The sequence below is a fragment of the Flavobacterium sp. FlaQc-48 genome, from assembly GCF_044007335.1.
Taxonomy (GTDB): Bacteria; Bacteroidota; Bacteroidia; order Flavobacteriales; family Flavobacteriaceae; genus Flavobacterium.
Genome location: NZ_JBIPCR010000001.1, coordinates 405,624 through 428,540, shown reverse-complemented (window position 1 = coordinate 428,540; position 22,917 = coordinate 405,624). Strand labels below are relative to the sequence as shown.

General features: G+C 33.7%; 24 protein-coding genes. 14 read left to right on the top strand and 10 right to left on the bottom strand.

Annotation, left to right across the window (positions count from 1 at the left end):
- Positions 1 to 32 precede the first annotated feature (32 nt).
- The gene (locus tag ACHRWY_RS01760; RefSeq protein WP_395351930.1) at positions 33 to 161 is read left to right on the top strand and encodes a hypothetical protein; all 129 of its coding nucleotides are present in this window, start codon (positions 33 to 35) and stop codon (positions 159 to 161) included.
- Between the two features lie 327 nt (positions 162 to 488).
- On the opposite strand, the gene ACHRWY_RS01755 is transcribed toward ACHRWY_RS01760, so the two are convergent.
- The 4 genes from ACHRWY_RS01755 to ACHRWY_RS01740 all read right to left on the bottom strand — a co-directional run bounded on the left by ACHRWY_RS01755 (position 489) and on the right by ACHRWY_RS01740 (position 2,890).
- Complete coding sequence (locus ACHRWY_RS01755) at positions 489 to 749, bottom strand: DDE-type integrase/transposase/recombinase (protein WP_395351928.1); 261 nt, start codon at positions 747 to 749, stop codon at positions 489 to 491.
- Complete coding sequence (locus tag ACHRWY_RS01750) at positions 746 to 835, bottom strand: DDE-type integrase/transposase/recombinase (RefSeq protein ID WP_395351926.1); 90 nt, start codon at positions 833 to 835, stop codon at positions 746 to 748. The genes ACHRWY_RS01755 and ACHRWY_RS01750 overlap by 4 nt, the downstream gene beginning before the upstream one ends.
- Positions 836 to 1,164: 329 nt before the next feature.
- Positions 1,165 to 1,905, bottom strand: a complete 741-nt coding sequence (locus ACHRWY_RS01745; RefSeq protein ID WP_395351924.1) for a LytR/AlgR family response regulator transcription factor — start codon at positions 1,903 to 1,905, stop codon at positions 1,165 to 1,167.
- Entirely contained in the window at positions 1,895 to 2,890 is a 996-nt protein-coding gene (locus tag ACHRWY_RS01740; RefSeq protein ID WP_395351923.1) for a sensor histidine kinase, read from the bottom strand. Before ACHRWY_RS01740 ends, ACHRWY_RS01745 begins: the two co-directional genes overlap by 11 nt.
- A 367-nt stretch (positions 2,891 to 3,257) precedes the next feature.
- Here ACHRWY_RS01740 and ACHRWY_RS01735 point away from each other — a divergent pair, with 367 nt between their 5' ends.
- The 3 genes from ACHRWY_RS01735 (at position 3,258) to ACHRWY_RS01725 (ending at position 7,278) form a co-directional block, all read left to right on the top strand.
- Complete coding sequence (locus ACHRWY_RS01735; protein WP_395351922.1) at positions 3,258 to 4,478, top strand: serine hydrolase domain-containing protein; 1,221 nt, start codon at positions 3,258 to 3,260, stop codon at positions 4,476 to 4,478.
- A gap of 249 nt (positions 4,479 to 4,727) precedes the next feature.
- On the top strand, positions 4,728 to 5,033 hold the full coding sequence (locus ACHRWY_RS01730; RefSeq protein WP_395351920.1) for a hypothetical protein: 306 nt from the start codon (positions 4,728 to 4,730) through the stop codon (positions 5,031 to 5,033).
- 874 nt (positions 5,034 to 5,907) lie between these two features.
- The gene (locus tag ACHRWY_RS01725) at positions 5,908 to 7,278 is read left to right on the top strand and encodes a zinc-dependent metalloprotease (RefSeq protein WP_395351919.1); all 1,371 of its coding nucleotides are present in this window, start codon (positions 5,908 to 5,910) and stop codon (positions 7,276 to 7,278) included.
- A gap of 1,038 nt (positions 7,279 to 8,316) precedes the next feature.
- Here the strand turns inward: ACHRWY_RS01725 and ACHRWY_RS01720 are convergent.
- The 5 genes from ACHRWY_RS01720 to ACHRWY_RS01700 form a co-directional block, all read right to left on the bottom strand.
- Positions 8,317 to 9,021, bottom strand: a complete 705-nt coding sequence (locus ACHRWY_RS01720; RefSeq protein WP_395351917.1) for a hypothetical protein — start codon at positions 9,019 to 9,021, stop codon at positions 8,317 to 8,319.
- A 17-nt stretch (positions 9,022 to 9,038) separates the two neighbouring features.
- The gene (locus ACHRWY_RS01715; protein WP_395351915.1) at positions 9,039 to 9,752 is read right to left on the bottom strand and encodes a hypothetical protein; all 714 of its coding nucleotides are present in this window, start codon (positions 9,750 to 9,752) and stop codon (positions 9,039 to 9,041) included.
- A gap of 48 nt (positions 9,753 to 9,800) precedes the next feature.
- Positions 9,801 to 10,505, bottom strand: a complete 705-nt coding sequence (locus ACHRWY_RS01710; RefSeq protein WP_395351913.1) for a hypothetical protein — start codon at positions 10,503 to 10,505, stop codon at positions 9,801 to 9,803.
- Between the two features lie 478 nt (positions 10,506 to 10,983).
- Entirely contained in the window at positions 10,984 to 11,409 is a 426-nt protein-coding gene (locus ACHRWY_RS01705; RefSeq protein ID WP_395351911.1) for a DUF2141 domain-containing protein, read from the bottom strand.
- A 19-nt stretch (positions 11,410 to 11,428) separates the two neighbouring features.
- A complete protein-coding gene (locus tag ACHRWY_RS01700; protein ID WP_395351909.1) occupies positions 11,429 to 12,487 on the bottom strand; it encodes an NAD-dependent epimerase/dehydratase family protein in 1,059 nt (352 codons plus the stop codon).
- A gap of 216 nt (positions 12,488 to 12,703) precedes the next feature.
- On the opposite strand from ACHRWY_RS01700, the gene ACHRWY_RS01695 reads away from it, so the two are divergent.
- The 4 genes from ACHRWY_RS01695 (at position 12,704) to ACHRWY_RS01680 (ending at position 16,694) form a co-directional block, all read left to right on the top strand.
- Positions 12,704 to 13,252 carry a TetR/AcrR family transcriptional regulator gene (locus ACHRWY_RS01695; RefSeq protein ID WP_395351907.1) on the top strand — a complete coding sequence of 183 codons (549 nt, stop codon included), beginning with the start codon at positions 12,704 to 12,706 and terminating at the stop codon, positions 13,250 to 13,252.
- Between the two features lie 783 nt (positions 13,253 to 14,035).
- A complete protein-coding gene (locus ACHRWY_RS01690; protein ID WP_395351905.1) occupies positions 14,036 to 15,013 on the top strand; it encodes an aldo/keto reductase in 978 nt (325 codons plus the stop codon).
- A 12-nt stretch (positions 15,014 to 15,025) separates the two neighbouring features.
- Positions 15,026 to 15,763, top strand: a complete 738-nt coding sequence (locus tag ACHRWY_RS01685) for an SDR family oxidoreductase (protein WP_395351903.1) — start codon at positions 15,026 to 15,028, stop codon at positions 15,761 to 15,763.
- Positions 15,764 to 15,779: 16 nt separating this feature from the next.
- Entirely contained in the window at positions 15,780 to 16,694 is a 915-nt protein-coding gene (locus ACHRWY_RS01680; RefSeq protein ID WP_395351901.1) for a helix-turn-helix domain-containing protein, read from the top strand.
- 286 nt (positions 16,695 to 16,980) lie between these two features.
- Here the strand turns inward: ACHRWY_RS01680 and ACHRWY_RS01675 are convergent, their stop codons facing one another.
- A complete protein-coding gene (locus ACHRWY_RS01675) occupies positions 16,981 to 17,892 on the bottom strand; it encodes a helix-turn-helix domain-containing protein (protein ID WP_395351899.1) in 912 nt (303 codons plus the stop codon).
- A gap of 265 nt (positions 17,893 to 18,157) precedes the next feature.
- Here ACHRWY_RS01675 and ACHRWY_RS01670 point away from each other — a divergent pair, with 265 nt between their 5' ends.
- The 6 genes from ACHRWY_RS01670 to ACHRWY_RS01645 all read left to right on the top strand — a co-directional run bounded on the left by ACHRWY_RS01670 (position 18,158) and on the right by ACHRWY_RS01645 (position 22,910).
- Positions 18,158 to 19,159, top strand: coding sequence for a carboxymuconolactone decarboxylase family protein (locus ACHRWY_RS01670; protein ID WP_395351897.1), 1,002 nt, complete (start codon positions 18,158 to 18,160; stop codon positions 19,157 to 19,159).
- 20 nt (positions 19,160 to 19,179) lie between these two features.
- Positions 19,180 to 20,019 (top strand): helix-turn-helix domain-containing protein, encoded by an 840-nt coding sequence (locus tag ACHRWY_RS01665; RefSeq protein ID WP_395351895.1) that lies wholly within the window; start codon positions 19,180 to 19,182, stop codon positions 20,017 to 20,019.
- A 39-nt stretch (positions 20,020 to 20,058) separates the two neighbouring features.
- Positions 20,059 to 21,081 (top strand): amidohydrolase family protein, encoded by a 1,023-nt coding sequence (locus ACHRWY_RS01660; RefSeq protein ID WP_395351893.1) that lies wholly within the window; start codon positions 20,059 to 20,061, stop codon positions 21,079 to 21,081.
- A gap of 143 nt (positions 21,082 to 21,224) precedes the next feature.
- Positions 21,225 to 21,482 (top strand): hypothetical protein, encoded by a 258-nt coding sequence (locus ACHRWY_RS01655; protein WP_395351891.1) that lies wholly within the window; start codon positions 21,225 to 21,227, stop codon positions 21,480 to 21,482.
- Between the two features lie 2 nt (positions 21,483 to 21,484).
- On the top strand, positions 21,485 to 22,162 hold the full coding sequence (locus ACHRWY_RS01650) for a type 1 glutamine amidotransferase domain-containing protein (RefSeq protein ID WP_395351889.1): 678 nt from the start codon (positions 21,485 to 21,487) through the stop codon (positions 22,160 to 22,162).
- A gap of 10 nt (positions 22,163 to 22,172) precedes the next feature.
- Entirely contained in the window at positions 22,173 to 22,910 is a 738-nt protein-coding gene (locus tag ACHRWY_RS01645) for an SDR family oxidoreductase (protein WP_395351887.1), read from the top strand.
- Positions 22,911 to 22,917: the final 7 nt, after the last annotated feature.

Sequence of the window (22,917 nt, the reverse complement as noted above, 5' to 3'; positions counted from 1 at the left end):
GGTATAAATTTGTAATTTTCTAAAACAAATATATGATTTTAAAAATTGGGAAATGGGAAATGTTGTATGAAAAAAAACTAGACATTATAAAACTGCATGCTCCCGATATTCAAAGCAGAATTATCAAATCGGACCGATATAAGCTAATCATCATTAACTAAAATCAATTTGTAATTGCTAAAAACTCTTATAAACTCATCAATCACAAATCAGTGAGCAGAAGCATATCCGTAAAAGGAAAATGCCAGGATAATGTTGCTTAGAGTTCCTTCAAGACATTAAAGGTCGAACTGGTTTAACAGAATCTTTCAAAAAAAAGCATGAAGCTGAATCTACCATGGTTCTCTCACATCTGTCAGAATCAAATATAAGAATTTAAGTAATTTAAAAGTTAGCCCGCCAATGTACAAAATGATTTAAACATAAATATCCCTGGTCTAACCATCTGATTCTTCCTTAGCATGCAAAACTTCAATTCCGCTCAATATTCATCTGGCCGATTCAAAACTTTTAAAACCTAACCCGTTTTGTATGCGCCACTTTATAAAACGATGGTCCTGCTCAATAATATTGTTTAGATATTTACATTGTCGAATTTTTATATTGGAAAAAGAACGTTTGTTGTAAACTCTTATTGCGCTGGTGTTCGAGCCGTTTTTGTCTATATTTATTACCGTTAGCCGATAGTTATTATTTACTGCCTTAATTAAAAAAGATTGAGCACTCATTCTCTGTCTTCTTCTGGTCAAAGAAAGTCAACCGTATTGCCTAATTTATCAACTGCCCTATATAAATAACACCAAATACCTTTTACTTTGATATACGTGTCATCCAATCTCCAGCTTGGCCCTACTTTGACCTTTTCTCTTCTTCATCTCTGACTCAATCAAAGGTGTAAACTTATAAACCCAGCGTTGGATTGTGACATGATCTACAATCACACCCTAATCTTCATTATTTCTTCAACGTCACGGTAACTAAGTGTAAATCTTAATTTAAAATAAACTGCCTGAAGAATAATAGATTTTGGATAACAATGACCTTTAGTATTCATTTTTTGATGGGTTTAAAATTATAAAGATAAAGTTATTCCCAAATCCGACAGAACCCAAATGAAAGCCTTGACAACCTAAATAAACTTGAGGATACTATATCATCCGGGCTCTATATTTTCCTGGTGCTGTTACTGTTAATTGCTGTTTGTTCTAATATTTTTGACACCAATTCCCTGTAGCTGGAGCCAATTGGAATTTCTGTTGTGGATACTTCTATATCATTAGCTGTAAAAGAAGTGATTTTATCCATGTTTATAATAAATGAACGGTGAATCCTAAGGAAATTTTTACCGCTCAGTTCTTTTTCCATGTCTCCAAACTTGTATTTTGCTGTGACTTTTTTATCTAAGAGGTGAATGATGATATAATCTTTTACACTTTCTATATATACAATTTCAACAACATCAAGCCTATAAATTTTTCCTTTAGACCGTATATGTAAAAATTGATTTTTATTATCACCTAATGTTTTCGTTTCTATTTTGCTTGCGGGAAATTTTAGTCTTAAAAAACGATCAATAGCTTTGAAGAATCTTTCGAAAGTAATGGGCTTCAATAGATAATCTACCAAATCAAGCTCATATCCTTCTACTGCATATTCACGATAGGCAGTAGTAATAATAACTGCAGGAGGATTTTTAAGAATCTTAAGAAAAGTAAATCCCGTTATCTTTGGCATCTTTATATCAAGAAAAAGCAGATCTACTGCTGTGCAACTAAGAAACTCCCTAGCCTCTACTGCATCGAAACAAGTACCTACCACCTCAAACCCTTCCATCTGAGAAAGATGTTTTTCAATTAATTGTACTGCAAATGGTTCGTCATCAACAATAAGACATTTAATTTTCATAGCTCTTATTTTTATGTTCGTAATTTAAAAGATTGATACTTAATACTACTGTGAAGATATTATGATCTGCATTTACTTTTAATTCGTGCTTATCTCCATAAATTAGTTCCAGCTGTTTTCGGATATTTATAAGTCCAATTCTTTCGGTTTCTCCATCATCTGGTTCTGCTAAAAAACCGTTGGATATTATGAAACGGAAATTGTCATCTCTTAATTGCAAATCAATATCGATAGTAAGAAATCCCGTATTTTCTCCTGCTCCATGTTTAAATGCATTCTCTACCAGAGACAACAAAACCAAGGGTACAATCTCGGCATCCTGATCAATGTGATGATTAAAATTAACCTTTAAACGATCATTATACCTTAGCTTTTCAAGTTCAATATAGTTATTGATAAGCTTAATTTCTTCGCTAAGAGGTACGTATTTATTATTGCATCTGTAGAGTACATGATCAAGAATCTCTGATAATCCTGCTATCGACTTTGACGTTATGGGTGAATTTAGCAGGGACAATAGATAAATATTGTTTAGGGTATTAAACAGAAAATGTGGATTTAGCTGTGCTTTTAATACCTTTAATTCAGACTGGATCTTTTCCTTTTCCAAAGACAAGCTTCGTTGTTGGATAACATACTGATCTTTTATCAATTTCATTAGTGCAAATATCCATGCCGTAGAAAAAGCCTGTGCAAAATAATGTACAATCAATTTAGGAAAATCTGTCATAATCTCCCAGATAGATTCCTGACCAAAGGGAGGTTTTCGAATCAGCGGTTCCAGCAGATATACAACAGTAATTCTGGAACAAACGCAGATTATATAACTACCTGCCAGAAAAGAAACCAGAATCGAATAATAACTTTTTTTAGAAATAATCTTCGGTATAATAAGATAGGCTACAAAATAAGAAGACAGGATCATAAATGACATGTAATAAACGTGTCTGTAGAAAATTTTTTCCTGCTCGCCATATTCCGCCAAATCATACCTGTTAAGAAATATAATTGAGACAATAAGCCAAAAAAATAAATGGCTCAGGAACCTGTGTTCCAAATTAAATTTTACAATTCTCTCTATTAATGTCATAATAAGCAAAAGTAAATATATAATACGAAATAAATATAACCGAATCAGCCAGAGTCGATCAACAAGGTGTTTTTGATGTCGGGTAAATTGAAATAGACTATAAAGAATAAGAGCATCAAAAAAACGCTTTATTTCATCTGATAGCACCTCTACATCTCCCAGATCTTTTTTGTGTCTTTCTAATATTTAATTTTGAACATGATAACCCAATGGTCAAATACAATTAATCTGCAAACAAGTCGAAATCAATCAAAAAATCAATATGAAATCAACAAAAGAATTACGAATATTAATACTGTCCTGCATTTCTTTAATGTACGTAAATCTTGCAAACGGGCAAGAAAACAACTATGTTCAAAAATTGAGGGCAAATGATCTGGACAGTATCATCCAAGAAAACATGAATCAGGCTGGTATGGTCGGTATTGCAGGAGCAGTAATTGTAAATAAGAAAGTTGTTTGGATGAAAGGATATGGTTATGCCGATAAAGAAAAAAAGATACCCTTTACCCCTAACACGGTCATGAACATCGCATCTATCACCAAGACATTTACAGGCGTATGTGTGATGAAAGCATTGGAAGAAGGGAAATTATCACTTGACCAGGATATTAATACCTATTTACCTTTTAAGGTAATCAATCCGAATTTTCCAAAAGAAAAGATAACATTGAGAAACCTGGGCACACATACCTCTGGCATAACTGACAGAGAACCTATTTATAGTAATGCATACCACTATGGAGGTGATAGCCCAGTTTCTTTAGAGGACTTTCTGACCAGTTATTTTGATCAGAAAGGAAAGTATTATTCCCAAGAGAATTTTCTAAAGCAAAAACCTGGCACATATTGGGAATATTCCAACATAGCTACCGCGCTTGCCGGGTATATCGTAGAGCGGGTAACAAGAACTCCCTTGAATGAATATAGTAAGAAAAATATTTTTAAGCCATTGCACATGAATCATTCTGGTTGGTTTCTTTCAGAAATTGATTCTGCTGCCCACTCTAAGCAATACGATAAACAATCAGATACATTAAAACAAATACCTCTCTATGGACTTCCGACCTATCCTGATGGAGGTGTACGTACCTCAGTTTCAGAACTCTCAAAGTTTTTTATTGCGATGTTAAATAATGGAAAATATAAAAATGATCGAATCCTTAAAAAATCATCTGTAGAAATGATGGAAATTTTTCAGTTCACCGAAAACAGTAAACCTGAAAACATTAATCTGCTTACAAAAAATGCTGGCCTTTTTTGGGCTACTAAAGATGGAGGAAAAAAGATAGGTTATGGCGGAACTGATCCAGGTGTAAAAACAGAAATGCTTTCAGATCTTTCGAAAGAAGTTAGTGTTATACTTTTTACCAATACCTCACTCAATATGAAAGATTTACTTAAATATTATTTTAAAGGAATCTTTGACGAACTTTTTAAATATGGATGCTCAGTAAAAGCCCCCCAAAAAAAACTTAATTAATTTATTGACATGAAAAAATCAAAATCGATTTGGCAATCCTTCAATTTTACATTTATTATTATTTTCTTATTTGCAATATAATCTTGTTCTAAAGACAATGACGAAAAAGTAATCGAAGATAATAAAAATTTTCTAACCTGTAAGATAGATGGAAAGCCCTTTACATTTAATTATGGAGTAAACGCAAACGATAGGCCTTCGGGCTCTAAAATAAATTTTGTTGTCATAAGTGGATGGGAAACAAAGGATATGATTACGGGATTTAGCATTGACCTTACGGTACCATCCGGAGCAGAAGAAACAACTTATACTGCATTGGGGACAACAACCTTGTCACTGCATGGAAAATATTTTATTCAAGAAATAAAAGATGGCAAAATCACGGGTACGATAGGATATAATGGTGGGAAAAGTGCAGGAACTTATTTTACATTAACAATCAACAGTTTTTCGCAATGGGGAGTAAAGGGGGCTTTTTCCGGTAGACTTAGCCTGGTGGGCGGAAATGACTTCATTAATGTAACCGATGGAATATTTTCGGCGCCTTATAATTAAAACTTACATTAATTTTAATTTTTATATCATTAACTAAATTATAAAAAAATACTCTTTACTTAGTCATGTCACTTTGTTATTTGCTTTTCTATGGATTAATAAGGCCTGTGCGCAAAATGTTCAGTATGAGGAAAACTTCTCAAAATATAATTCATCTTAAGGAAATGCATTGCGTTCCAATGGTTGAAACTTAAATATAAAATATTATCTAACTATCTCATTTCAAAAACATTATTTCCGTAATTATCTTATTTGAGGAAGCATCAATTCCGGTAACTTAGGCATACTTTACATTAGGTAACAAAAAAGAAACTCCTTCAATGCGTACAAATATTTTTTCTACTTGTATTCTTGCTTTCTACTATTTATTCGACTTCTAACTTTTGCTGATTCACCAAATCATATACGTTTTTTTATAAAGACCTCCTAAACAGATACAAAACTATCAGAAAAAACGGCTTTTATTAAAAAAAAGCACAAATACCTAGGGTTACTATCTTACAAATAATTATCTTTAAGAAATAAAAACAGGAAAAATGCTATAATTATTTTTAATATCTGCCCAGTAATTAATTATTGTAATTTTTCCAATTCTAATTAGACCAAGGTTTGACTAACCGAAAAACAAGCCTTCCAAAATATGGTAAAGATTATTATCCAGATGGATTATTAATCAAAAAAAGTAGGTACCTAAATCAAAATTAACATGATTAGAAAATTACTTCTTTTATTTTTATTACTTGGAGCTCCAAAATTTTATTCGCAGACTTCTTGTGGTACACCCCAAAGTGCAGTACAGAATTTCCAAGGCCAAGATACCCCGTTTTCCGGAGGCTTCTTTACCTGCGTTAATGTACAATTCCATGTGGTTCGTATGAGCGACGGCACAGGTGGCGTCAACGAATCTTATGTGAATCAGATTACGGATCTTTTAAATAGACATTTTAATCCGCACGGTATATATATTAATAAATCCGGCGTTGATTATATTAGCAATTCCGGCTATTATAACATGAATGACAGCTCATTTAATTCTTTGATAGCCACAAACAATAATCCAAATGCAGTGAATTTTTATCTCGTAAATTCCTCCTCGTGGGCAGGAAAAGCACAGGAGATTCCTTCCAAGAATCTAGTTCTGGTTAATTCCTTTGCTTTAAGTGGCGTTGCAGCACATGAACTGGGTCACTGCCTGAATTTATGGCATACATTTCAAGGAACCAAAGCTGGTACATCAGGATGCGCGGAATTTATCAGCGGATCAAACTGCACTTCATGTGGCGATTATGTCTGTGACACCCCAGCTGATGCTGACATAGCAAACACCGGAGGCTACAATCCGGATATGACCAATAATATGTCTTATTACGCATATTCTACCTTGGATCATTTCACCACTCAACAAGGATTAAGAATGAGGAATGCACTTAATTCTTCCCCGCTTCTGCAGGCTGTTTTAAGTACTTCTTGTTCAAACTTAGCTGGGGCAGGAAATATCTGTGCAGAAAGCCCTGGGCTGTATACACTTATTAATCCTCAGAACATTCCTGTGTCTTGGAGTACTTCATCAAATCTTCAGATTATCAGTTCTTCTAATAATGCCGTCACCGTACAAGCCGTTAATGCAAACGTAAACGGTAAAGAAACTGTTACAGCAGTGATAAACGGCATCGTACTACAAAAAACCGTATGGGTCGGAAAACCAAACATTACAATTTACCAACCTCCGGTAAGTACTTGTAATCCAATTTTACAATTAAGAAGTGGTGTTAGCAATGCTACCTTACAAGAACAAGGAATAACTGATGTGAGATGGATAAGAAACGACGAGGAAATGTCAGGAAATAATTATAATTTTAATGTAAATTATGATCCTATTATGATAAAGGTGACAAATTCTTGTGGAACAACAATCTACTATCCCTTTATTCCACTTGTACTTCCTGAAAGATGTGGAGTGGGACCAATACAAAGATTGAGTTCTAATAGTGAATCCAAAACTTATTATAAAATATATCCTAATCCATCAAGTGAAATCATAAATATTAGTCTTAACGCTACTAAGAAAATTTCAAATATAAATTCTTTTGCAAGTTTATATGATTTAAATGGTATTAAAAGAAAGTATTTTGAAATTATAGACAGTAATACCACTGTTAATATCAATGATCTATCTCCTGGAATTTATGTCCTAAGAATAAATATTGATGGAATAGAAGAAAGCCATCAAATTATAATCAATTAGAATTATGGTTATCAAAATATTGTAATTTGATCCAACGTGAAAGTGCATCGATTTCAAGTATAACTATAGTTTATGGCTTTATCTATAAATTTTTCGAACTTCATGAATTAAAGTATAAAATCAGACCAATTTTAATTCGCTATATATTAAATTAAGAAAGTGTTTAATAGAAATTAATCTATTATTCAATTTGTTTTTTTATTTTCACTTAAAATTTATAAACATCACTGGGCTTTTTAATTTAATTCTGTTTCATAAGAATCCATTCTACTAAGATTATAAATAAGCCCATTAAGCATATTGCTCAACGGGCTTATCAATTTTAGTTTTAAATTTTATGTACTCTTTATTTAAAAATCAGTACAGTGTTGGACTTGATACTATTTCTCACACAAAAAGTTAAGGCGAATTTTAAAAAACAATTAAGGGTGTTCTTTTCTGCTGTACGTATGTGTATCTGCACTGTCCTGCTCTATTTGAAATGCCTTAAAACCCTGCAGTTTTAACTCATTATTAAACCCGGAAATTACTATTGTTAGCTTTTCTTGGTTCCGTCACATCTGTCAAAATCAAGTGTAAGAATGGAGTGGCCTCCAATTTTGCCATAAAAAAGCTAAGGCAGTTTTAATAAAAAGAGGTTAACGATTTGTTTTTTACGCTACATTTTCGTTAAATCCCCAACAGGACATCCAAACCAAATTTGTAAAGCCAATGAAAGGCAGACACTACATGAAAAAAGATGTTGAAATTTGTCTTGTCCCTGTCACCACAAGCCAAACGGCGCCAATTAAAGACAATTGGCGCCATTTTTTATTAAAAAAAACTATTAATCAATAAATTAACTGTGAGTCTTTTTTTGCTTTTATTTTTTTAGAATCAATATCTCTATCTTGTTGACGAGGGACACTCTCGCTCCGGTGTGACAGAAGCGAAAAAAGATATTTAGAAAAAACAATTAATGGCATTCTTGTACCCTTATCTTTTTTCTCCAATTTTCTTTAGTACATCCAAACAATTGAAAAAGAAAGAAGTGATACACTACATATATCTAACAAATTCCTCTCTTTTATCATAAGGAATATCATAGTGAAGAGATTTTAATAATAGGGTATTCCAAGGTTTCCATTCATTAGCAAGTTCGGTATTGGTTATTTTATGATGTTCTAAAATTCCAGCTATAAAATAATCCTTTAAAGGCAGATCTAAAACTCTTTCTTTTCCGTCCTTCGTGAGAACTACTGTATGTTCTAAATCGTCCTTTTCATTAATACGGAAAGTAAATACACCGCTGTCCCATGAACTAAGGTATTCTAAGTCACCATCAGCATCATATTGAGTGGGTACAAGATTATTATCTTTTTCATATTCAAATATCATGGACATCATGCGTTCATTTAACCATCTATAGAAAACTTTTGCATAATCCAGTAAGTCTTGCTTTTCCCTCACAGTATCCCACAAATATTCTTCTTGATAAGTCGCATCCTTATTGATTTGTATTCGTACGTAATTGAATTTTTTATTGGATTCTATATTCTGGTGGAATTTTTCACCCATTTTCCTTACTGTATTTCTAATTGGTTTGTTAGATAGTTCTGAATCTATTGATTCAGCATTTCTCTGATATTTTACAAAAAAATTGTAACTGCCCTGCAGGGTAAAAACATATTCAACCAATAATTGGTCATACTCAAATTCTGTATACATGTTTTTTATTTCAGAAACTAAATCTTCAATATTCATATTTGATACTCTATAATTTAAATATATTGAACAAATTCCTCTCTTTTATCATAGGGAATATCATAATGCAGCGATTTTAATATTATAGTATTCCAAGGTTTCCATTCATCAGAAAGTTGTGTATTTGTTATTTTATAATGTTCTGTAATTCCTTCTACAAAATAATCTTTTAATGGCAAATTCAAACTTCTTTCTTTTCCGTTTTTGGTGAGAATTACGGTGTGTTCTAAATTATCTTTTTCATTTATATGGAAAGTAAAGACACCGCTGTCCCATGAACTTAGGTATTCTAAGTCACCATCAGCATCATATTGAGTGGGTACAAGATTATTATTTTTCTCATATTCAAATATCATAGACATCATACGTTCATTAAGCCATTGATAAAAAACTTCTGCACTGTTTAATAAATCTTGTTTTACTTTTTTGATATCCCAAAATTGTCGGTGGCAATACGTTTTGTCATTATTAATTTCTATAATAAATCGATTAAATTTTTCTTCACTGTTGATTTTTATTTCAAAATATTCTGAAATCTTTTCTATTTCATCATCAATAGGGTCCGAACTTTTATTTGTAGGAATTAACGTTTCTGATTCCGACATATATCTTACAAAAAATTTATAGCTTCCTGACTGGGTGAATTCATATTGTATTATTAATTTCGCATAAGGATATTCATTGTAGTAGTGGTATATAGCGTTTACTACCGTAATTAAATTTATACTCATTGCAAGGATCTCAATTTATCTTGGTTAATTTCTTTTTTAAGGACGCAGTTAAATATATGTGACAAATTCTTCTCTTTTATCATAAGGAATATCATAATGAAGAGATTTGAGAATCATTCTATTCCAAGGTTTCCACTCATCAGAAAGCTCCGTATTGGTTATTTTATGATGTTCCAAAATTCCTGCTGTAAAATAAGCCTTTAAAGGCAGCTCTAAAAGCCTCTCCTTTCCATCTTTTGCAAGCAATACTCTATGTTCTAAACTGCTCTTTTCATTTATCGAAAAAGTAAATACGCCGCTGTCCCAGGAACTCAAATACTCCAAATCTCCGTCCGCATCATTTTGGATTTGCAGAAGACCATTATCTTTTTCATATTCAAATATCATAGACATCATACGTTCATTTACGCACTGGTAAAAAACTGCAGCGTAATCTAATAAATTTTCCCTTGCTTTACTATTCTCCCACTTATACTCACTAGCATACAATCCGCTGTTTTGAATTTGAAATATTACAAGATTAAACTGATCATTTGTATTGATTCTGTTTTTAAAAATTTGACAAATAAAATATTCATAAACAAACAATTCTCTTGCCTCTAAAGCAGTTTCTTTACGAGTACCATCATCACAGTAGTGAACTTCTATATCATAACTTCCTCCAAGGGTGAAAGTAAACTTTATCTCTAATACTTTATACGGAAATTCTGTATAGTAATCATAGAACGCTTTTATTGCATCTTGCTCTGTCATTTATTTAAAATCATAAGTTAAAGGCAGGTTTAACTAATAGAAGCCTACTAAGAAACTTACTCTTTAGTAAAATATGCGTGTGCCCAAAACTACTAAAAAGAAAAACATCAATAATGTTCTTTTAAAAAAAATCAGAATTAGATACAAAATTCCATCAATCCCCAACAGGACATCCAAACCAAAATAGTGATTCCATTCAAATACAGACCCTGGCTATAGTCAACCAATCTCTTCAAATCTTCCATAAAATGTATAGAAATTCGTTCAGTAAATATCCCTAAAGCCAAAAGGCGTCAATTGTCTTCAATTGGCGCCTTTTTTATACCTAATCACATAACTAAAAACTTACGTTTATGCGGCGGGGCTCACCCTTTCTAATTCCTGACAGAAAATTTTAACCTCGCCTGTAGAGATATTAATGTAGTGATGAGCAGCGGAGTATAACAATATGTAATTCCCATAACTGAGCAAGGGTCTTCTATTTAACAATCAATGCAATAGTGGTTTTAGCATACTGGTTAATTGCAATTTTCACCTCATCAAAATTAGGTGCTGAGAGTTTTGGTTTATAATTTTTAGAAAATCCAAATCCTTCTCTCGGATAACCAATCATATTTCTATCACATTTTCCGTTATTATTCACGTCTTGATAAACAGCAATAGCATAATCGCCATCCGGTAGGTTTTTGAACGTGTAGACCACTTTATTTTCTGTAGCTTTTACTTTTGCGGTGGCAATCTGTGACTCATTATCAAGAAAGCCTTTCTCTTTATCGTACAATCCCAAAAAAACAGATCCTTTGCCGGGTTCCACGCCCGTTACTTCAACGCTGAAATTATGCTGTGCAAACAGTGCTGAATTAACTGTTACAAGTACTATCAAGCTTATCATTTTAATTTTCATAAGTAATATTATTTAGGATTTACAATAGAACCTTTTCTGGCTTCTCTTTCTCTAAGTGGTTAAAAAAGTGATTCATTTTTTTTACATTCCCTTTTTTAAACGCCTGGTAGGGTTCTGATTGTGAGAGCAGCCATTTTTTTATAATACTTTTAAAAATGAAGGTGATCTTTTTTTGGAGAGGATGAATTTTCTGGCGGACCATCTCGAAATAATCGTTTAAATTTTGTTGTCGAAAACCCAGAATATTATTTAAATCTTCACCATCTTTTAAAATCCCGCAGTGAAAATTTTTCTCTGCAAACGCCTTTTGTGGAAAATCAGCTTTGCCTAAGCCAAATTCAGCAAACATTTTGTCCAGAAAAGATCCATAAGTAATAACACACTCCTCTCCCCCTCCCAGGTTGAATATTTGCTTCTCAAGTTTTTTTTGGTTTTCAATTGCTTTAGCAAAAGCGCTGCCCGTATCTTTTGGCGTGCAGATTTCCATTGGTGTATCCAGCGGCATATGAAACATCAATTTGGATATCTTATGGTTACCCATAATTGCAGCCAGACGAAAAATACTCCATGATAATTTGGATTTCCCAATCAACGACTCACACAACACCTTTGTTTCTCCATACTGATCACCGGGACTGGGCTTCAAAATATCAGCGATACTTATCTCGGGATTCTTCATCCGATCACCATAAACTGAAATACTGGAACTAAAAATCAAATAACAATCCGGTGAATTCTTCTCTAAAGCGTAAATAAGATTTTCGGTCCCTCTCACATTGACCCTGTAAGCCATCTCCGGATCTATATCTGCAAGAGGTGGAATAACCGCTGCCAAATGGATAGCTACATCCTTATTTTGGGCAACTTTTAGCACTTCTTCTCTATTGCTGATGTCGCCATACATAATTTCTACACGAGATCGAAAGGGAGCCAGTTTTTTTACCGAATTTTGGGTTTTTAAATCAAAAACCGTTATTTCATAATCCGTATGCTGAACCAGATGCTGCAAGGTTTCAAATCCTACACTTCCGGATGCACCGGTCAGCAGTATTTTTTTTCGTGATATCTTATTTTCCATTTTTTTTAATTTAACATTTGTCCTTTTCAATCCGCTTAAATTTTGATGAAAAAGCTATATTTGTTATACAATATGTTCCATATTTAACGTTGTGTTCTTTTTGATTACTACGTAAAACTATTAAAGATGAATGTATTTGCTGTTTCAAAAAAGGGTGCTACTGTACATTAGCGAACAAAGACTAATGCTTTTGTAGCGTATGTAAAATAATTTGTGATGGATTTAAGAAAAGACAGAAGGGTTCAGTATACTAAAAAAATATTGCGTGAGGCATTATTTACTTTGCTGCACGACAGGGAATTGAGCGAAATTACTATAACCGAACTGTGTAAAACAGCCGATGTCAACCGCAATACATTTTATCGGCATTATAATATTCCGCTGGATATACTGCTTGAAATAGAAGAAGATGTTTTTGAAAAACTCTCAGCGGTTTTGCGTAAAAGCACCAATATGGATGATGTGATACTGCTCAGCTGCCAGTTACTGGAAAGCGATAAGCAGATGAGTAAAATTGTGTTTACCAAAGCGGATGGAAGCGGAATTCTGTCGCGAATCCTCAGAAGTGTCCGGAATAATTTTCCAGTTGAAAATCAAATAGAACTTACTGCCGAAGTAAAGCCTTTTGCTGAAATGGCATACCAATTTGGCGAAAAAGGAAGTATTGCTGTCATCAAAAATTGGATCGAAAATGATTTCTCTATTCCTGCTGAAAATATTGCACAAATGATAAGTTATCTGGTAAATAAACTCAATAAATTATAGCAATTTTTAGAAGCCACCAATTCCTAATCGAATCTCTCAAAGCAAAGTAAACAAGTATCATGAATTTTAAAAACGAATTGGTTGATCTTCCTTTAACGAATAACCTAAAAATACGATTGCATTTTTGAAAGTAAAAAAGATCTAAATATGATACTTTTATTTTATCTTTTTAAGTTCTTTTTCTAATCTGATCAATACATTCATGCCTAATTGAGAGCTCTTAATTTCCTTTTTGTTAATTTTTTCGCCAAGTATTGCATTTACCAACTTCCGCATTTTTACCACAAAATTTAAAGCTTGTCTTTTTTCACTAAAATAAATTATCACTCTCTTTAAAATCATTTGAGAAATCAAATAGATTTTTGGTTCAATCCCTTCGATAACTCAACAGGATTCGAACACAAAGAATATATCCGAAATTAAGTTTTTAATTTTCTTAAATTGTTTTCAACTGCTGTTCAAAAGCTGATAATCCTATCCTATTTACCATTGTTGTATTATCTTATCATCCGTTCGCATTTGGTTTATTCCTGTAAATGCGGGATTTTTTTTTAATGATTCTGCAAATAAAACCCACACCCTACCGTGTAGAACAAAGAGAACAGGATCAGGTAAAAAACTATCAGATCGCCGGATAAAAGTATTGGATTAATTTATAGTTTTTGAAAACCGTTTGAAAATCTGACTACAACAATTACCAATTGGACTACTTTTCATAGAACGACAATCAAGAATTTTGTACTTGGAATTAAGTCGGTTTTAGAAACAATTCAAAAAAGAATTATGCAAAAAAGAAAATTAGGGAATGACGGATTAGAAGTTTCCGCATTAGGTTTTGGCTGTATGGGTTTAAATTTTTTAGACGGTAAAGGTCTTGATAAAAAAGATGCCATAACACTACTTCGCAACGCAGTTGAAAGAGGTATCACATTTTTTGATACCGCAGAAGCCTACGGACCTTACACTAACGAAGAAATTGTCGGTGAAGCATTACAGCCTTATAGAAAAGACGTTGTTATAGCAACAAAATTTGGTTGTAAAAATGCCAGACCAACAACAGGTTTGGACAGCAGGCCCGAAACTATCAGAGCAGTAGTCGAAGCATCTTTAAAAAGGTTAAAAACAGATTACATTGATTTGCTATATCAGCACAGAGTTGACCCCAATGTTCCGATAGAAGATGTTGCAGGTACAGTAAAAAACTTGATACAAGAGGGTAAAGTAAAACATTTCGGTTTATCAGAAGCAAGTGCAAAAACTATTCGTAAGGCACATTTAGTTCAGCCTGTATCGGCATTACAAAGCGAATATTCTTTGTTTTGGCGTGAACCCGAAAAGGAGATCATACCCACTTTAGAAGAGCTGGGAATTGGTTTTGTTCCGTTCAGTCCTTTAGGCAAAGGCTTCCTTACAGGTACAATAAATTCAAAATTAGAAGATGTCGACCGCAGAAATGTCATTCCTCGCTTTAGCGAAGAAAACATCAAAGCCAATCTGGTTTTAGTGGAAGCGCTTTCTGAGATCGCTAAACAAAAAAATGTTTCAACCGGACAATTAGCATTAGCTTGGCTCTTAGCTCAAAAGCCATGGATAGTACCAATACCAGGCACTACAAAATTGCATCGTTTAGACGAAAACATTAGCAGTACGAATATTGTATTAACAGCTGATGAACTTGCAAAAATCGACACAACAGTAAAGGGAATTGCACTTGTGGGCGATCGTTATCCTGAAGTTCTGGAAAAACAAATAGACAAATAAAAACAAACAACAATGCAAAATATTAAAGGAAAAGTAGTAGCCGTTACTGGTGCAAGCAGCGGAATGGGTAAAGCCATTGCAATGGAATTAGCAAAAAACGGTGCAAAGGTTGTTTTGGGTGCCAGACGAACAGAACAACTCCAACAACTTGTTGAAGAAATAAAAAGTAAAGGTGGCGAAGCCACTTTTACTAAAATTGATGTGAAGGATAAAGCCGATTTAATTCAGTTTGTCCATACAGCCGTTGAGCAATATGGTAAATTAGATGTCATTGTAAACAATGCAGGTGTCAGTCAATTAAGCCGCATTGACGAATTGGATATTGACGGTTGGGAAGAAATGATTGACATTAACCTAAAAGGCGTTTTGTATGGGATGGCGGCAGCAATTCCCGTTTTCAAGCAACAACAATCGGGACATATCGTCAATATCATTTCAACTTCAGGAATAAAGATTGTCCCAATGCAAGGCGTTTATGCAGGAACCAAAAATGCTATTCGCACTATTGCAGAAGCGTTTCGTCAAGAGTCAAACGGAAATATACGCATTACAGGAATTTCACCCGGAATTGTGAAAACAGACTTTGCGAACAACATAAAAAATGAAGAAATGAAAACAGCTGTTCAAAAAGGAATGGAACAAATTGCCATAGATCCCATAGCCATTGCCAATGCTGTAATTTATGCAATAAGCCAACCTGACGACGTTGAAATTGGCGATATTGTTATTCGTCCGTCAAAACAAAATTGATTAAGTTTGTAACAAAATGCAACAACAATCTAACATAAACAACATTACAAGTATATCGCAGCTTCTGCGTGTCCTGGAATATCCTGCACCATTGCACCCATTGATTGCATTGGTAGATTACAATAATGTGTCTAATGATATGTTTCCAAAAGGACAAAAAATAAGTCTTGATTTTTACAAAATTTCCTTTAAGCCTACATTTACAGGACAAATAAAATACGGACAAGGGTATTACGATTTTGAAGAAGGCGGATTAGCATTTTTGAAACCAAAACAAATCGTTTTTTCGCCTGAAGACACCGAAAGCTATGAAGGTATTGCTTTGTATTTCCATTCAGACTTTATCCGAAATTATCCATTAGGAAAAACAATAAATCAATATGGCTTTTTCTCATACGATGTTTCAGAAGCCTTATTTCTATCGGCAAAGGAAAAAGAAATAATAGCCAATTTATTTGCTACGATAGCCAATGAATTAGGCAACAATATTGACAATTTCAGTCAGGATGTTTTGGTGACGCAAATAGAATTGTTATTGAATTACAGTAATCGTTATTACAATAGGCAGTTTATTACGAGGAAAGCAATAAATCACGACATGATTACTTCTTTGGATAAACTTTTAGACAGCTATTTTGAAGAAGAAAACAGTCTGAAAAACGGTCTTCCATCCGTGAAATATATCAGCACGGTATTAAAGCTGTCGCCACGCTATCTGAGTGATATGTTGAGTTCATTGACAGGACTAAACACACAGCAATACATTCAGAACGCAATCATAGAAAAAGCCAAAGAAAAATTATCAACGACAAATCTATCAGTTTCGGAAATTGCTTATGAATTGGGCTTTGAACATTCGCAATCGTTCAGCAAACTTTTCAAGACAAAGACAAATGTTTCGCCTTTGGAGTTCAGACAGTCTTTTAATTAAAAAGCTAAACAACACTGCCACTACTGACCAGGTTTCGTTGGGCTTGAAAAGCCTAGAATGAAAACTATATTTTGGATAACAATGAGCTTTAGTATCATTTTTTAATGGGTTCAAAATTTTAAAGATAAAATTATTCCCAAATGCGACAGAACCTATTGTAGGAGATTCTATAAATAAGTGTAAAACCTGGTATATTATAAAAAACTTAAAGCTTTCATATGAGAGTATAGAAAGCTTTAAAACTTTGTACAAGAAACAGAATTTTAGTAAAAACTACTATTTTCAGCTATGCACTGACGCGATATTGCAGCGGGGTAAGCCCTGTCTTTTGTTTAAATAATCTTGTGAAATGCTGCTGATATTTAAAACCTAATTCATAAGCAATATCGCTTACCGATTTTTCATGATCAAATAATATTCTTTTTGCTTCTTCAATTAATTTTGACTGGATATAATCTAAAGCGGTACTTCCGGTTTCCTTTTTTATAAGATCTCCAAAATAATTAGCTGAAAGAAATAATTGTTCAGCACAATATGTTACAGAAGGGAGCCCTAAAATCTTAGACTTACCCGAAGTAAAATAATCCTTGAGCAGATTTTCAAAACGAATCAGAATATCTTTATTTACATGATTTCTGGTTATAAACTGCCTGTCATAATATCGCATGCAATAATTTAATAAGAGCTCAATATTAGAAACAATAAGTGTTTTGCTATGCTTGTCAATATTTTGATCTATCTCAGTTAGAATTTTTTCAAAACAATCATTGATGGCTTTTCTTTCTTTTTTAGATAAATGCAATGCTTCATTAACTTCGTAAGAAAAAAAAGAATAGTCCTTGATTTGCCTGGCAAGACTTGTTCCGGCAAGCAGATCAGGATGAAAAACAAGTGCTTTTCCCCACGGCTTAATAATTTCGTTCCTGCCATCAATTCCATAAATCTGACCCGGTGAAATAAAAACCAACGTACCATCTTCATAATCATAAGACTGGCATCCATAACGCATATCACCACATTTTATATATTTTAAAAAAACACAATAAACGCCCATATATCTTTTAAAATACTGGTAAGTTGGTATTTCATCAAAATTGACAACGCTAACAAGAGGATGTAAAGTATCTGCTCCTACTGAATCATTGTATTGCTTAACGGTTTCAATTCTATCAATTCGTTCCATAATCAAATGTTTCATACAAATTTAGGAAACAGGCTAATGAAATTGACAATTCGTATTCAAAATCAGTAAAAATGGTAAATACATCTGTATTTTGTATAAAATCAGATCCTTTACAATCCCGAAATTTGTAATAGTTAAAAGTAAAGGATTGCTAATAATTCTTTCATTGACTTTAGTAAAGCTCTTAACCTTTTTTAATTTTTAAATTAACGTACCTATGATACTAAATAAATTTCAACTCTCTCGATATATATTCACTTTCTGCTTAATTTTCAATACAATGACTGCACAAAACAACGATAAAAAAGATCAAACCTTAAATGCACATCAGCAAAGTATGGCTGCCATCGCCGCACTTACAGCCACAGGAAATTTAGAACAATTAAAACCTGCCATACATACTGGTCTTGATGCCGGACTTACCATAAATGAAATAAAAGAAGCTTTAGTACAACTTTATGCCTATTGCGGATTTCCCCGAAGCTTAAATGCGATCAACACGTTAATCGCGGTCCTCGAAGAAAGAAAATCACAAGGCGTAAAAGATACTCAAGGTAAAGATGCTTCTGCAGTATCTGTAGCTAACAAATACAAATCGGGAAAAGAGAATCTACAAAAATTAACGAATAAAGAAGAAACTGGTCCAAAAACGGGTGCTGCTGCTTTTGCTCCCGTAATAGATACTTTTTTAAAAGAACATTTGTTTGCAGATATTTTTAATCGTGATGTGCTGAATTTCCGCCAAAGAGAATTTGTAACCATCTCTGCGCTCGCTGCAATGACCGGAGTTGAGCCACAGCTGCAAGCGCATCTCTTTATGGGTAAAAATACCGGGATAACAGATGCCCAGCTTTTGGAACTTACTACTATTATCGAAAAAACAGCAGGAAAAACACAAGCTAATGTTTTAAGAAATGCCATTGGTCATCCTGTTACACCAGTTATCGAACCTGATATGATGGTGAGAATTTCTGAAATCGAAATTATTCCGGAGTATTTAGAAGAATACAAAGCCATACTTGAAAAAGAATCTTCAGAATCAGTAAAACTTGAAGCAGGAGTCATTGCAATTTACCCTATGTCTCAAAAAGAAAACCCTGCGCAGATTAGGATAATAGAGCTATATGCTAATCAAAAAGCCTATAAATCTCATTTGCAGACACCCCATTTTCAGCATTATAAAACTACAACCTTAAAAATGGTAAAATCATTAAAATTAGTAGATATGACCGCCTTAGACCCGGATACTATGACACTTATTTTTGAAAAGATTGGAAAGTAATTCTAATACAATATAAGCCAATGGAATCAAATGATTTTAAAGCCTTTAAGATTGAAAATCTGGACACTTACACGCCCTCTTTTGGTAGAAAAGATCTTTATCGGATATGTTTAGTGGATGGAAAAAGTACGGTACATTTTAGAGATAAAAGTATTACCATAAGCGGGATGTATCTGTTTTTTGGCAATATAAATACTCCATATTCATGGGAGGCAGAATCAGAGCAAAATGGCTACAGCTGTCTTTTTACTGAAAATTTCCTAAAGGTCGCCGGATATTTTGATAGCACAGAACTGCTTTCTGTTTTTAACATAGAAAAAGTTCCTGTATATGAGGTAACCGGAGATAAAGAAAAAGCTAACATTCAGTTTATTTTCGAAAGAATCCTGGAAGAAAGCACCGGGCAGTATATAAAAAGAAAAGATATGGTTCGTAATTTCATCAGCATATTGATTCATGAAGCATTAAAACTGAATATTGACGAGAATAATATTGCAGGCTTCAACAGTAAAAAAGCCTCAGAAAGAATCTCTTCCAAATTCTTAAATCTGCTAAATGAACAATTTCCCATAGAGGATAAAAATCGTATTTTGTCCTTCAAAACCACTACCGATTTTGCAAGCCAGTTAAGTATACATCCTAATTACTTAAATCGTCTGGTAAAGAGGGAAACCGGAAAAACAATTTTAAAAATAATTAACGAAAGAATTGTAACAGAAGCTAAAATTTTATTGCTGCATACAGATTGGAGCATTACAGAAATAGCCTGCACTTTGGGTTTTGAATATACCTCTTATTTTGATAATGTTTTTAAAAGAACAACTGGTTTGAGTCCAAAATCATTTCGCAAGACAAACTGATATTTTATACTGAATTAAAAACAATTTAAATCGAATCAAATGTCTCACTCAACTTTTAAAATTATAACTACAGAAGAGCATTTTGCTCTTAAAGAAATTTCACAAAAAGTATTCGGGTTTAATACCTCAAAAAGTACTTTTAACTCATCATCGAACCAGGTACAAAAAGAACTGATGTCCATTGCCCTGCCTAATACCGATGTAATAGAAGATCTGGCAGCACTCCGAATTAAATTTATGGATGATAGCAGAATAGACATGCAGATACTTTCATATGGACCAGGGAGTCCGCAGAATATTACAGATAAAATTTTAGCATTAGATTTGTGTAATCAGGCCAACAATGAATTAGCGCGGCTGATCAAAATATACCCAACCAGGTTTTCCGGATTAGCAGTCTTACCCATGGCAGATCCTATAGCAGCAAGCGAAGAACTGGAAAGGTCCGTAAACTTAGGTCTAAAAGGTGCTATGCTCTCAGGAACTTATAATGGACGTTTTTTTGATCACCCTGAATTTCTACCTGTTTTTTATAAAGCACAGGATCTAAATATACCTCTTTACATGCATCCTGCCCCAATATCAGAAAATATTGCAAGTTCCTATTATCAAAGTGATCAGTGGCCAGCTATTGCAGGTGCAATGTTTGCCGGTGCAGGTTATGGATGGCATTTAGATTCGGGTATTGGAATTATAAGACTAATTATTTCAGGCATCTTCGACAAGCTCCCTGCACTTAAGCTTATATCTGGCCACTGGGGCGAGATGGTTCCGTTTTACTTAAATCGCTTAGATGATCAGCTTGGTAAAACTTTAAAATTAGACCGGAAAATTTCTGAATACTATAAAAGTAATATCTACATCACACCAAGCGGGCTTTTTTCTGAAGCACAGTTACAATTTGCTATTTCACAAGTTGGATCAGACCAGATCCTTTATTCTGGCGATTATCCATTTTTGATAGATAAAAATACACGAAGCTTTCTTGAAAATGCCTCTATATCAAATGAAGATAAAGAAAAAATTGGGTACAAAAACGCAGAAAGCCTTTTTCATCTCTAATAATACTACATTAACTATTTTAGTTTGAAATACTTTTATTTCAGAGCTAAAATGGTTTGAAATTCATAAATATCGGTATAAATATTCTTAACAAATTACTCCTGCCACATTATAATTTTGTTGTATAACTAAATAATAAAAAGATGAATACAATATTAGTAAACACTGTTTTAGGTAAAGTAGAAAACATTGAAGAGATTTTACCTCAAGAATTTGCTGTTGTGGCGACTTGGAAAGAAGAAGGAGTTTTAGCACACATTTTTATAAAAGAAGCTATGGGAGGTGCTGTTCTGGTTTTTAATGAAACCAATCAGGACAAAGTGGAAAAATTACTAGCCCAATTACCCCTTTATAAATATTTTATAAAAATAGAATACACGCTATTAAACCAACAATTTTAATCATGAAAAAAGTATTATTTGTAGTTACAAGTTGTAACGAGAAAGGAGAAACAAAGCTTCCAACGGGATTTAATTTAGCTGAAGTTACACATCCGTTAGAGGTTTTAGAAAATGACGGTATTCATGTAGATATTGCTTCTATAAAAGGAGGAGCTGCACCGCTTGACGGATTAGAAGACTTCAATGATCCTGTTATTGCTAAATATTGGGCCGATACCAATTTTAGAAACAAAATTGAAAACACCCTGAAATTAGAAGAGGTAAATATAAAACAATACGATGCGATATTTTTTGCAGGCGGGCACGGAACAATGTGGGATTTTCCAGATACACCAGCCGTTATAAACGCTATTCGCGAAATATATGAAGAAGGCAAGATTGTATCAGCAGTATGCCACGGACCTGCAGCGCTTATCAATGTCACATTAAGCGATGGTTCGTATTTAATTAACGGAAAAAAAGTAGCTGCATTTACAAATGACGAAGAGGAAGAAGTACAATCTACGCATGTAGTTCCTTTTTTATTAGCCGATGCCTTAAAAACCAATGGAGCGTTTCATCAGCCGGCACAAAACTGGAGTGACAATACAATTGTAGACGGTCGTTTAATTACAGGTCAAAACCCACAATCTGCTGCCAGTGTTGGTAAAGCATTGTCTAAATTATTGTTAAACAAATAAACGGTTTACAATGAATAATATCGAAAATAAAGTAATCGTAATTACCGGTGCAAGCAGCGGATTAGGCGAAGCTTCTGCAAAAGCACTATCTGCAAAAGGAGCAATTCTTGTCTTAGCAGCAAGACGTTTAGAACGTATTGATGCACTTGTAGAAGAATTTTCTAAAAACGGAAAAAAAGCACTTGCGGTACAAACCGATGTGACCGATTTTACACAGATGCAAACCCTGATGGAAGAAGCTGTAAATAAATTCGGGAAAATAGATGTACTGCTTAATAATGCCGGAATTATGCCCTCTACACCAATGATGGATTGTGATGTTAAAGCATGGAATCAGGTTATTAATGTAAACATAAACGGGGTTTTGAATGGTATTGCAGCGGTATTGCCCTACTTTAAGGAGCAAAAGTCAGGACATATTATTAATGTGTCTTCGGTTGCAGCGCACAAAATTGGCAAAGGATCAGGAATTTATTCTGCTACTAAAACTGCCGTAAGAGCCATTTCAGAAGGTTTAAGAATGGAAGCCAAAGATTACAATATCAGAACCACTATTATTTCTCCGGGAGTTATAGATACCGAATTGCCAAACGCAAGTGGCATTCCGGATGAATCAACCAAACAATTCTATCAGGCTGTAGCCATTCCGGCAGATTCTTTTGCGCGTGTAGTGGAATTTGCTATCAGTCAACCAGAAGAAGTTGACATTAATGAAATTCTGTTCAGACCTACACGTCAGGAATATTAAATCCTAA